Source organism: Nemorincola caseinilytica (assembly GCF_039540515.1).
Lineage (GTDB): Bacteria > Bacteroidota > Bacteroidia > Chitinophagales > Chitinophagaceae > Nemorincola > Nemorincola caseinilytica.
In genome coordinates, this window is sequence record NZ_BAABFA010000019.1 from 115,096 (window position 1) to 127,396 (window position 12,301).

At 52.7% G+C, this 12,301-nt stretch carries 10 protein-coding genes; 7 read left to right on the forward strand and 3 right to left on the reverse strand.

Annotated features, from left to right (window positions below):
• Positions 1–13: 13 nt before the first annotated feature.
• Genes ABD843_RS13355 through ABD843_RS13370 form a run of 4 tightly spaced genes read left to right on the forward strand, consistent with a single transcriptional unit; the run spans position 14 to position 5,699 of the window.
• Entirely contained in the window at positions 14–763 is a 750-nt protein-coding gene (locus ABD843_RS13355) for a LytR/AlgR family response regulator transcription factor (protein ID WP_345083975.1), read from the forward strand.
• Entirely contained in the window at positions 760–3,708 is a 2,949-nt protein-coding gene (locus tag ABD843_RS13360) for a two-component regulator propeller domain-containing protein (protein ID WP_345083977.1), read from the forward strand. Before ABD843_RS13355 ends, ABD843_RS13360 begins: the two co-directional genes overlap by 4 nt.
• A 31-nt stretch (positions 3,709–3,739) precedes the next feature.
• Positions 3,740–5,482: a M14 family metallopeptidase gene (locus ABD843_RS13365; protein WP_345083979.1), complete on the forward strand. Its 1,743-nt coding sequence runs from the start codon at positions 3,740–3,742 to the stop codon at positions 5,480–5,482.
• Between the two features lie 37 nt (positions 5,483–5,519).
• Positions 5,520–5,699, forward strand: coding sequence for a type II toxin-antitoxin system HicB family antitoxin (locus tag ABD843_RS13370; protein WP_345083981.1), 180 nt, complete (start codon positions 5,520–5,522; stop codon positions 5,697–5,699).
• Positions 5,700–5,768: 69 nt separating this feature from the next.
• Here ABD843_RS13370 and ABD843_RS13375 read toward each other — a convergent pair whose 3' ends face one another.
• Positions 5,769–7,157, reverse strand: a complete 1,389-nt coding sequence (locus ABD843_RS13375) for a dipeptidase (RefSeq protein WP_345083983.1) — start codon at positions 7,155–7,157, stop codon at positions 5,769–5,771.
• A gap of 100 nt (positions 7,158–7,257) precedes the next feature.
• On the opposite strand from ABD843_RS13375, the gene gmk reads away from it, so the two are divergent.
• The gene (gene gmk, locus ABD843_RS13380; protein WP_345083985.1) at positions 7,258–7,854 is read left to right on the forward strand and encodes a guanylate kinase; all 597 of its coding nucleotides are present in this window, start codon (positions 7,258–7,260) and stop codon (positions 7,852–7,854) included.
• On the opposite strand, the gene ABD843_RS13385 is transcribed toward gmk, so the two are convergent.
• Complete coding sequence (locus tag ABD843_RS13385; RefSeq protein ID WP_345083987.1) at positions 7,851–9,407, reverse strand: glycosyltransferase family 39 protein; 1,557 nt, start codon at positions 9,405–9,407, stop codon at positions 7,851–7,853. The two genes, gmk and ABD843_RS13385, sit on opposite strands and share 4 nt — an antisense overlap.
• Before the next feature lie 133 nt (positions 9,408–9,540).
• Here ABD843_RS13385 and ABD843_RS13390 point away from each other — a divergent pair, with 133 nt between their 5' ends.
• Positions 9,541–10,356 carry a universal stress protein gene (locus ABD843_RS13390; RefSeq protein WP_345083989.1) on the forward strand — a complete coding sequence of 272 codons (816 nt, stop codon included), beginning with the start codon at positions 9,541–9,543 and terminating at the stop codon, positions 10,354–10,356.
• 70 nt (positions 10,357–10,426) lie between these two features.
• Positions 10,427–11,938 (forward strand): WG repeat-containing protein, encoded by a 1,512-nt coding sequence (locus ABD843_RS13395; protein WP_345083991.1) that lies wholly within the window; start codon positions 10,427–10,429, stop codon positions 11,936–11,938.
• 3 nt (positions 11,939–11,941) lie between these two features.
• Here ABD843_RS13395 and ABD843_RS13400 read toward each other — a convergent pair whose 3' ends face one another.
• Entirely contained in the window at positions 11,942–12,292 is a 351-nt protein-coding gene (locus tag ABD843_RS13400) for a Spx/MgsR family RNA polymerase-binding regulatory protein (RefSeq protein ID WP_345083993.1), read from the reverse strand.
• Positions 12,293–12,301: the final 9 nt, after the last annotated feature.

Below are 12,301 nucleotides of genomic sequence, written 5' to 3' on the forward strand. Positions count from 1 at the left end.
GAACATCACCTCTATGCCTTATACATTCCTCGTAGTGGACGACGAGCGCCTGAACAGGAGCTACATACGAAACCTGATCACCGACCTTGAACCCAATGCCGTGATACACGAGGCCCGCTCTGCCGCCGCTGCAAGAGACCTGCTGGCCTCCGAGAACATAGACATCCTCTTCCTAGATATAAAAATGCCCGGGGAAGATGGTATGCAGTTCCTATCTACCCTCGAAGAACGCGTTTTCGAGCTCGTCATCACCACCGCCTATAGCGAGTATGCCATAAAGGCCATAAAAGAGGGTGCTATAGACTATCTGCTGAAGCCCGTGAAGATAACAGAGTTCAAAGAGGCGCTGTACAAGGCCATCAAACGGCGCGAGCAGGCCATCAGCCTTACCAGCAACAGGCAAGTGAACGAGCTGGAGACCGCGCTGAACCATACCATCACCATACATACACACAAAGGCACCAAATTCGCTATGGTAAAACACATAGTGTACATACAGGCCGATAACACCTATACCACCATCTTCATGTCCAACGGCGAGAAGATCATCACTACCCGCCCCATCATAAAATTCGAGGAGACACTGGACAACAGGCTGTTCTTCCGCATCCATAAGTCCTACATCATCAATTGTTACCACTTCAAGGAACATATCTCCAAGAATGGCGATATTGCGGCCATGGACAATGGCGCCAGGCTGGCCATATCGCGCTACAGGCTGAAGGCCTTCCTGGAGTTCATTCAGAACGCTACCTTAAAATGATATGCATCCACTGCAGCCGGGCAAAGGCGATACTGTTATACACGGTATGTATACTACTGTCGCTGCAGGCAGCGTATGCGCAGCAGTTTCCCATACGCAACTACCGCATGAAGGATGGCCTTGCCAATTCCATGATCTTCCGCTCCTATCAAGATCAGCGGGGCTTCATGTGGTTCTGTACCAACTATGGCATCAGCCGCTTCGATGGCACATCCTTCCGCAACTATTCCTCGCGCGATGGCCTTGGGGCCAACACCATCATGTCCATGAGCCCCGCCGGTGGCGATAGCCATTTCATCAGTACCTATGGCGGCGGCCTTTATGTACTGAGCGATACCGGCATATCGGCATACAGGGTCACATCGGGCCACATGCCCGGGAAGATAGTATATGCCACTCTGTACCATGGCAGTGTATGGCTCATCAGCACCAATGCCACCACTCTCTATCGCATCACCAATGGCGCTGTTACCGAGGTGAATGTAAAGGAAGAAGGCACACAGCCTGTACGTTTCTTCAAGATGTCGCAATGCGGGGACCGCCTACTGCTCACCTCATCTCACGGACTGTATATTGCCGACGACAATGGTACAGTACACCCCTACCTGCGCCACCTGGTACACGAGCCTATCAACGATATAAGGCAGGATAAGAACGGCTTTCTATGGGCAGGTATCGCAGGCCGTGTGCTGCAGATAGCTGACGAAAAGATAGTACACCAATACCCCATAAGCTCCTTACTGCCTCCCGGCGACATACTGGTGGACCATAACAACAACATATGGACAGCAGGTGCAGAAGGGGGTATATTCCTCATACGCCACGGTAAGCTGTCAGACATAACACCCATGCTCAATACCGGAGACGCCATCGTACACGACCTCTTCGAGGACAATGAAGGAAACATATGGATAGCTACCGGCGGCCAGGGTATATACCAGCTCCGTTCCCTCGATATGGTGAACTACCCCATAGAGGCGCAGAAGATAAAGAGCTATTGCAGGTCTGTAAGCCGCGTCAGCGATACCGAAGCCATAATAGGTTCTATAGGCACCATCAGCAAATGGGTAAATGGCAGGCTGCAGCCGCTGCATATGCAGGCGCTCACCCCTGTGGCATACATCTACTTTACCCACTATAGCAACGGCACTATATATGCAGGTACGCCCTATGGACTTGTTATAAGGGACAGAGACGGTAAGGAAAAGATACTCCGTTCTCCCGGCGATACACCCCTTGGTGCGCTCTCCATGCTCATCGATGGCGACTCTATCTGGGTAGGTTCGTTCAATTCGGTCTACAGGCTGCCCATGGGTGCGCATAGCCTCGATAGTGCCCATCGCATGTTCCCCATCAGCAGGTGCAACGCTATATGCCGCAGCCGCGATGGCGCCATACAGTTCGGCACCGACTCAGGCGTGCTACGCTACCGCCATGGACGCCTCTCCCACACACAGTTCTCAGCAAAGACCGCCGCCAATGCCGTGAATATGATATACGAGGATAGCCGCGGCATCACCTGGTATGCCACCGATAGCGGGCTGGCCTATCAGGCAAAGAACGGCATGGAATGGATGACCACCGCCAATGGCCTCAGCCACAACAAATGCAATGCCATACGCGAAGACAAGTATGGCACTCTTTGGGTAGGTACCGCGCATGGCCTCACTTCCATACAGCTTGGTACGATGCATACCCGCAATATGCAGACCGGCAATTTCGATAACGAGGTATTGTCCGTCTGCTGCATCGATAGCCTGGTATTCGCAGGCATGGTCGATGGCATGACGGTGATACAGCAGGAAGAAAGTATACGCAAGCCGCCGCCACCGCTCTACATCACCTCTGTGCGCACACCTGCAGGCATCCAGAACCTGCCCGCCAGGCTAGATATACCCTACGACCAGAACAAGCTGCTCATCAGCTTCACAGCCGTCTCCTTTGCCGATCCCGAAGAGATACAATACCGCTACCGCATTGCCGGCCTTGCAGACAACTGGAACATGACCAATACCAAAGAGGTAGATATACGCGCCCTGCCCGCCGGCGATCTCACATTCCAGGTAAGCGCACGCCTTGCCGGTGGCGATTGGGGCCCTGTGGTGTCCTTGCCCATTCATGTTTCGGCGCCGTTCTGGCGCAACCCCTGGCTCATAGCGTTCCTCCTCATTACCCTGTCATGGCTCATTTACTTCATCACCCGCAAGCTCATAGAGCAGCGCGAGGAGAAGAAGCGCCTGCGCCTCGCCCTCTACAACCGCATAGTGTACCTCAAGCAGCAGGCCCTCAGCGCCCTCATTAACCCCCATTTCATATTCAACTGTATGAACTCCATACAGCACTATATGCATGGCCACGATCACTACATGGCCAATCTCTATCTCTCCGATTTCGCACAGCTCATCCGCATGACGCTGGAACACTCCCGCTCTGCGTTCATCCCGCTGGAGCAGGAGATAGCACGCCTGCGGCTATACCTCTCCCTGGAACAGTTGCGCTTTGGAGATGAGCTACAGTACCAGCTATACATCGACCCCGCGGTAGAAGCCCTATCGCCGCGTATACCCAATATGATAGTACAGCCCTACATAGAGAATGCCATATGGCATGGCATCATGCCCAATAAGGGCGTGGGCATTATCTCCATCCGCTTTGTGAAGCACAGCGATAGCGAATTGCTCATAGAGATATGTGATAACGGCATAGGCATCAACAGGAGCAGGGCAGCCAATAAGAGCGGCGAGAAACGGTCGTTCGGCATGAAGCTCACTGCCGACAGGCTGCAGGTGCTGCAGCAGATGCTGGGCCAGCGTTTCTCGGTCTCCATCGGGGAAACTGGCGACAAGAAGGGCGCCGTCACAGGTACAATGGTAGAGATAGTATTGCCCCTCGCGCCATACGAGGACCGCCTGGGTATGGAGAACGACACCCTGCCCGCGCCCTAGTATTTGGCGCATGGTCGTTATCTTTACACCAATGAGACAATTATTGGTCCTTGCCGCCCTGCTGCTGGCCTGCACACAAGCCGCCCTTGCCGCTGCCGATACTACATTTATCACTCCTTACGAGCGCTCAGCGGGCAAGCGTACCGCTACCTACGATGAGGTGATGAGCTTCTACAAAAAGCTGAAGGAAAGCTACACCACCATAAATATGGGCGATATGGGGCCGTCGGACAATGGCTACCCCCTGCGCTATGTGGCCTACACCAATGATGGCAAGCTGGAGAAGGAAGAGATAAGGGCAGGTAGCAAGCTGGTGATACTGGTGAACAATGGCATACATGCAGGCGAGCCCGATGGCATAGATGCCTCTATGATGCTGCTGCGCGATGCCGCCACCGGCAAGATAAAAGTGCCCGACAACATAGTGCTGGTGGTAGTACCGGCATACAACATAGGCGGCATGCTGAACCGCAGCAGCCACAGCCGCGCCAACCAGAACGGCCCTGAGAGCTATGGTTTCCGTGGCAATGCCCGCAACCTTGACCTTAATCGCGACTTCATAAAGTGCGATGCCGCAGAGACCCTGGGGCTGGAGGACCTCTTCAACAAAGTGAACCCCGACATATTCGTAGACAATCATGTGAGCGATGGTGCCGACTACCAGCATGTGATGACCCTGCTGGAAACACAGCACAACAAGCTGGGCGGCGAGACAGGTACATTCATGCACAATACGCTCACACCGCACATATACAAAGACATGAAAACGCGCGGCTACGACCTTGTGCCCTATGTCAACGACTTCAATGGCACACCCAATAATGGCTGGCGCGAGTTCTACGAGCTGCCGCGCTTTGCCAGTGGCTATGCCGCCCTCTTCCAGACCATTGCCTATGTGCCCGAGACACATATGCTCAAGCCCTTCAAAGACCGTGTGCTAGCCACTTATGCGCTCATGCAGAGCATCATAAAGACCGGCAGCGAACATGCGGCAGAGATAAAGCTGGCGCGTGCCAACGACCGCAAGACAGTGCTGACGCAAAAGGAGTTCCCACTGGACTGGCGCTGCGACACCACACGTTGCGATACTATCACGTTCAAGGGTTACGAAGCATCGTACAAGACCAGCGAGGTAAGTGGCCTGCCCCGCCTCTACTACGACCGCAAAAAACCCTTCACCAAAAGGGTGCCCTTCTACAACGAATACGTCCCCTCCAGGTCGGCTACGGCCCCCAGGGCATACATCATACCCAAGGCCTGGACACCTATCATCATATGCCTCAGGGCCAATGGTGTGCGTATGCAGCGCATCAATTACGACAGTACCATGATGCTCACTGCCTACCACATAGACAACTACGAGACCTCGCCCCGCCCCTACGAGCGCCACTACCCGCATAAGAATATACAGGTCACTGCGCAGAGGACATCAATACAGGTGACCCAGGGCGACTACATCATTTGGACCAACCAGCCCGCACGCCGCTACCTGGTAGAAACATTGGAACCTACCGCGCCCGATGCCTTCTTCGTATGGAACTACTTCGATGGCATACTGCAGCAGAAAGAATACTTCAGCGATTACGTTTTTGAAGACGTCGCTGCCGAACTGCTGAAGAAAGACCCAACTCTGAAAAAACTATTGGATGAAGAACGGGCGAAAGATCCCGAGTTCGCCAAAAGCGCCGAGGCACAGCTCTACTTCGTTTACCGCCACTCTCCCTACTACGAACCCGGCCATATGCGCTACCCCATATACAGGCTGGAGGAATGATGGTTCTGCATGCGAACTTTTCGGTAAATTTGTTCTTATGAGACACTATCAATTTTCTGCCCAGATAGAAAGAGACCGGGAAAGTGGTGTATATGTAGCCTACGTTCCGGCACTACCGGGCGCATATACCCAAGCCACCAGCCTCGATCAGTTACAAATAAACCTGAAAGAAGTAAAAGAGCTTTGTTTGGAAGAGCTTACTGCCGAAGAGAACTAAGACAAACCGCACAAAATAGAACAACGCCTCACAGTGTGAGGCGTTGTCATTTATGCAGCATATCATCTTCTATATGCCCATGCCGTTCCCGCCGAAGCTCTCGGCAAAATATTTGTGGAAGTATGGTATCGTCTCTATACCCTTGAAGTAGTTGGCTACATCATACTTCTCGTTGGGAGAGTGTATGTTGTCGTTATCAAGGCCAAAGCCCAGCAGCACCGTCTTCAGTCCCAGCGTACGCTCAAAGAGGGCTATGATGGGTATGCTGCCACCGCCACGCGTAGGTATGGGGTCTTTGCCAAAGGTTGTCTTTATAGCCTTTGCGGCTGCCTGGTATGCAGGCGAATCAGTAGGTGTCACCACGGGCTCGCCACCATGGTGCGCGGTCACCTTTACCTTTACCGATGCAGGCGCTATAGATTCGAAGTGCTTCGCGAACAGCCCTGATATCTCGTCCGACACCTGGTGTGGTACCAGCCTCATAGATATCTTGGCATATGCCTTCGATGGCAGTACCGTCTTGGCACCCTCGCCGGTATAGCCACCCCATATGCCGTTCACTTCCAGCGTAGGGCGTATGCCGGTACGCTCCAGCGTTGTATAATCCTTCTCGCCCCATACATCGCCTACCTGCAGGTCTTTCTTATATTCGTCCAGGTCAAAGGGTGCATCGTTTATGGCCTTGCGCTCTGCTGCGCTCAGTTCCTGCACCTTGTTATAAAAGCCCGGTACGGTTATGTGGTTGTTCTCATCGTGCATCGATGCTATCAGCTTGCACAGTATTGTAGCAGGATTGGCCACAGCGCCACCATATACACCGCTGTGCAGGTCGCGGTTGGGACCTGTCACCTCTACTTCCATATAAGACAGTCCACGCAGGCCGCTCTCTATGGATGGATGCTCCATGCTTATCATCGATGTGTCCGACACCAGCACTATATCCGCTTTCAGCCTTTCCTTATTATCCTGCAGGAACTTGCCCAGGTTCACCGATCCTACTTCCTCCTCGCCCTCTATCATCACCTTCACATTGCAGGGCACATTACCGGTCTTCACCATTGTTTCCAGCGCCTTTATGTGCATGAACATCTGGCCCTTGTCGTCACACGCGCCACGGGCATATATCTTGCCATCCTTTATCACCGGTTCGAAGGGACCACTGTGCCACAGCTCCAGCGGGTCGGCGGGCTGCACATCGTAGTGACCATATACCAGCACTGTAGGCAGCTTGGCATCTACTATCTTCTCGCCATATACTATGGGGTGACCTGCCGTAGGGCATACTTCCGCAGTATCGCAGCCTGCCTTCAGCAGGTGCTCTTTCACGGCCTCAGCGCAGCGCGCCACATCTTCTTTATACTTGCTGTCGGCGCTTACCGATGGTATGCGCAGCAGCCCCAGCAGTTCTTCTAGGAAACGGTCTTTATTTTCGGTACTGTATTCATTCCAGGATGACATATCTTATTATTTTATTTTAGGCGAACAAAGTTAATAAAGTACGGCACACCACCGTAAAATACGTTTGGGGCCATACGCACCACCCATATCTTACCTATTTTTGCCACCTTACGATATGACCACGCTCAGCAACCAACACAAGATCATCATCATCACAGCCCCCTCTGGCTCGGGCAAGACCACGCTGGTAAAACGCCTCCTGGCCGCTACCGGAGAGCTTTCGTTCTCTATCTCGGCCTGTACCCGCAGCCCAAGGCAGGGCGAGGTACACGGAGTAGATTATTACTTCTTCTCCGAAGACCGCTTCAAGCAGCTTATAGATGAGGATGCCTTTGTGGAGTGGGAAATGGTATACGCAGGCAAATACTACGGCACCCTCAAGACCGAGATGCAGCGCATATGGGAAACAGGTAAATATCCCATAGTGGACATAGATGTAAGAGGCGCGCTCACCGTCATGAACAAATACCGCGGCCATTGCCTCACCATATTCATCAAAACGCCCTCTATAGACGAGCTGCGCAGGCGCCTGGCGGCACGCGGTACAGAGACCCCGCAAACACTGGAAGAGCGCGTTATAAAGGCCGAGGATGAGCTCACCTTCATACACGAGTTCGATAAGGTGATAGTGAACGACGACCTCGATACCGCCGCCACAGAATTGATACAGGTGGTAAAGGAATTCCTGCAGGCTTAGTAGCGCAGATCGCTCACCTTATATATACGCAGCACGGTACTGTTCTCCACTTTTATATCATATTCCACTCCGGGGTATTTGGTGTAGTCCTCCTTATGCAGCCTGAAGTTGGTGATGAAGTAGTTACAGCTATCCCTGTCGTATACTATTTTCAGTCTTGCTGCATCGGCAGGGTCCAGCAGCAGTATATTGTTCTCCAGCAGCAGAGTCATACCGCCCGAGCTTATGGCCACTACGCTGTCCAGCTTCTTATCGGCCAGGTATTGCATTCCCTTCCTGATGCCCGCACCCCAGTAGTCCAGCTCATAATTATTGCGCAGGTACTCGTTCTCATGCGATACCAGCGGGTTGAAATACACCTGCGAAAAATTCAGGTTCCGGGCCGTGAACCACCCTACGAACCCTATCTGCACTACACATGCCACAGCTATCAGCCTGGGGTACCACCCCTTGTATATGGTATACAGAAAATGTATGCCCAGCAACACGAACGCCGGGTATACGAAGTACAGGTGCCGCCAGTCGTCATATATCACCGAGTGAAGCACTATCACAGACAATACCGGCCCCCAGAAGCTCCCGAACAGCAGTAGCCGCCCACGTTCGGGGGTATTGTACAGATAACGCAGCGGGTTACGCGCAATACTGCCTATGAGAAGCAACATGCCCGCGCAGCCGCATACCAGCCACAGTAGCGGTGTAGTGATGCCGAACCATACCGGGAAATACGTCCATGGCAGTTTTTCACTGTCCAGGTACTCACCCATGAATAGCACTTGCGACTTCCAGGCATACCTCGTCATCAACTGGAACGACTCTACGAAGGTGCTCACCGGCGACCGCCACAGGTAGGGCCACGATATATATACCGCGAAGCAGAAGAACACCGACAGCAGCAGTATGTTGCGCAGCGTGGCCAGCATTATCCGCCTTTCCCTGCGGGCATGCCACACATCCAGCAGCAGGAAGAAAAAGATGATGCAGAACAGCGATACACCCATTATGCGTATGCTGGTAGCATACCCCAGCACCAGCCCCAGTATCACAAAGTACACACCCTTCTGCCGGGCAAAGGCCACATGTGCCGCCAGCAGCGACATGGCCATAAAGGCCAGGAAGGGCACATCCTTGCTATTGAAGAACGAATGCGCATATATGCGCGGCATGAACACCATGGCCAGGAAGGCAATGCACGATAGCGCCCTGCTGGCAGTAGTGCGCAGTGCTAGCAGCGCCACAGCCAATGCCCCCAGCAGGTACACCATGTGCGATACCAGGTGCCGCATATGGTATATCTCGGCAGGCACAGTGAGGCCCAGCGACTTTTCTATGATCACAAGAAAGAGCTCGAACGCAGCACCGTGGTTATCAGACTCCGTTTCAAAAAGCTCATTGCTGCCGTTGAATATATAGTTGTAGCTCAGCAACCCCGGTGCGCGCTGCAGTTGCTCGTCCCAGCTCATGCCATATTGCCGGTAGGTACACAGCGCCACGCATACTGCCACTACGAACAGCAACAGGACAGGGATATAAGGGTATAGGCGTTTCTTCATCTACAATGTCTTACCTGTACAAATCTAATGCATACGCACCGTTAAGCTTATGATAATTCATATAAAAAATGACCAATATCAGCTCAGGCCACGCAGCAGGTTTCGTATCTTTAGGCAAGTAAAACACCACACTATGTCATACATACTCGCTGCCACCGACAATTCCACTACATCTGCCAATGCGGTAACATATGCTGCCGCACTCGCCATGCGGCACCAGATGTCGCTGGTACTGTTGCATTCCTTCGTTTTCCCCGTAGCTACCAACGATATGCCAATGCCCGCATCGGTGGTGGAAGACACCCGGGCCGATGCCGAAAAGGCATTACGCGCCACCGTAGAAAAACTGGAAAGCAGCCATCCCGGCATACAAATAAGTGCCGAGGTGGCCTATGGCAACTTCCTCGATTCCATACACCACTATGCCGATACCCATGGTGCGCCATGGATGCTGGTAATGGGCAACAGCAATACACAGGAAGATTCCGCATGGTTCTTCAGTACGCTAAAGAACGCAAGCAAGGCTTTCCACTTCCCCGTGCTTGCCGTGCCCTTCGTGGCAACATATAAGGACGTGCAGAAGATATGCTATGCCGACGATATAGAGCAGAAAGAACATGCCCATGCACTGGATGCACTGCGCGATATAACACTGCGCTATGGGGCCGAGCTGCATGTGCTGAATGTACAGGAGGACGCCTCCCTGCACGACGAGGCATATGACGTCGGCGATCTCACCAAAGAGTTACTGGCCGATACCAACCCCAGCTACCACTATCGCCACATGGCCAATGTGAACGAGAGCATACACCTCTTCTGCCAGCACGAACAGATAGACTGGCTGGTACTCATGCCCGGCGAATATAGTTTCTTCGAAGGGCTCTTCCACAAGAGCCACACCAAAGCGCTGGCCCAGGCCATGGATATACCCATACTGCTCCTGCACTGATACCACTAAAGTAGTAAGGCGCTACACGCATTTTATCGCACCTTCGGTGCAGGTAAAATACCCCGGGCATATGAGAGCGTTCTTCACTGCTGCATTACTTTTTTCTGCCGCCACCACCGGTATCTGTCAAGATCTGGACACCACATACATACCTTACCGGCAGGGCAAACTATGGGGCTATTGTACCTCCGGCAAAAAGATCATCATCCCTCCGCAGTTCGATGAGGTGGATGTGTTCTACGGCCCGCTAACCACCGCCAAAAAAGACAGCCAGTACTGCATCATCAACAGGCATGGAGAGATACTGCATAAAAGCAGGAACTGGTGTACCACCCTGAATAATGGCGCTCACTACATAGCTACAGAGAATTCATATACAGAGCAGCTTTTCGGGCCGGACAAGCAGCCGCTCACAAAGGTCTGCAACAAGATAGGGTCGTTCAATAAATATGGCTATGCGCAAATAACTACCGGGTATAGCCAAATAGGTCTTATGGACCGTTCCTTCAAAGAGGTACTGGCTCCCGCCTATGGCAGCATAGAGTTCTTTACAGAGAATTTACTGAGGGTATACGAAAGCAAGACCTATACGTTCGGGCTGGTACAACTGTCATCCGGCAGGCAACTGGCCACCGGCTATGGCAGCATCTACGAGCCCCGCGAAGGGCTGATGATGGTGGCCCGAAACGGCGCATACGGCTTCATAGACATGATGGGCCGAGAGGTGATACCACTCATATACCACAAGGAAACGCCCAATGATGTGGGCCGCGATGAAAGATACAACGAGAGCACCTATGAGGACTTCCGTTACGATGGTTTCTACGAAGGTCTGGCAGTAGTGGTCAAAGACGACAAGGCAGGGTATATTGACAAGCAGGGCCGTACCATTATACCTTTTATATACGAGCGGGCCTTTGGTTTCCGCAACGATAGGGCATGGGTAAAGCAGAACGGCAAGTGGGGTATCATAGACAAAAAAGGCAATGTGGTAATACCCATCACGCACAATGCGCCCAATTACGTCTATGCCAAAGAACTGGAAGCATTGGATGGCTACCACGAGGGCCTTATAGCCATAGAAGAAGATACCCTATGGGGCTATGCCGATACGACCGGTAAAATGGTGATACCCGCAAGATACACACGCGCCATGCCCTTTCAGGATGGTAGGGCGGCCATATACAAGGGCGACCTGGTAGGCTTCATAGACCGTATGGGAAGAACCATCATACCGCCCAGGTACAAATGGGTAGAGGACGTGGGCTCATGGAACGGAATACCCTTCAACGATGGCCTCGCTATAGCCATGCACCCCGATGAGAAGTGGGTGGTCATAGACACTACCGGGAAACAGGTATTGCCCTACAAATTCTCCATCGGCTACAACATACATTTCGAGAAAGGCATAGCCTATGCCGCTGCAGATGATATCACCTATGTGTTCAACACCAAAGGAAAGGTGCTGTATACTTTTCCCAAGGGGCATTCGGTATTCTCCTACACCACCACCCTCTTCTTCGACCATACCGACCAATGCTACGTCAACATACGTACAGGCACTAAGTACTGCGACAGGTAGCTATCACAGTAGTGCCTTTGTCAGCGCCTGTTCGTCCCAGCCCAGCAGGTAGTTGCCATTGCCCAGGTCCCACACAGGCCGTTTCACTACAGATGTGTGCTGCATCATCAGTGCTATGGCTTTATTCTTGTCGTTCCAGCCTGCCTTCTCCTCCTCTCCCAGCTCACGAAAGGTAGTGCTGCGTGTGTTCACCAGCTTGTCTACGGCTATATGCTTCAGCCACTGCTCCAGCAGGGCTTTGTCCAGTCCTGTCTCCTTATAGTTATGAAATGTGTAGGGCACCTTGTGCGCATCCAGCCACTTCAGCGCCTTCTGCACCACATCGCAGTTCTTTATGCCGTATATGTTTATCATGCCCGCAAA